Genomic DNA, 206 nt, shown 5'->3' with positions numbered 1-206 from the left:
GGTAGCGGGTAAGTGTTTTTACCCACAGAAACTTGACGCTCTGCCATAGCTTCTAATAAAGCTGACTGTACTTTAGCAGGAGCACGATTGATTTCATCGGCTAGGATCAAATAATGGAAGATAGGGCCTTTTTCAAAGGTAAATTGTCCTGTATCTTGTCGAAAAATATCTTTACCTGTTACATCAGAAGGCAATAAGTCTGGTGT

At 40.3% G+C, this 206-nt stretch carries 1 protein-coding gene; it reads right to left on the bottom strand.

The features are described from left to right. The coding region (locus V6256_RS16370; protein ID WP_341599225.1) for an AAA family ATPase at window positions 1-206 on the bottom strand (206 nt) is incomplete at both ends.

It is taken from the genome of Psychromonas aquatilis, from assembly GCF_038155185.1.
Classification (GTDB): Bacteria; Pseudomonadota; Gammaproteobacteria; order Enterobacterales; family Psychromonadaceae; genus Psychromonas; species Psychromonas aquatilis.
Note: the sequence above shows the minus strand (reverse complement) of the source record. Positions and strands in the feature narration are given on the sequence as shown.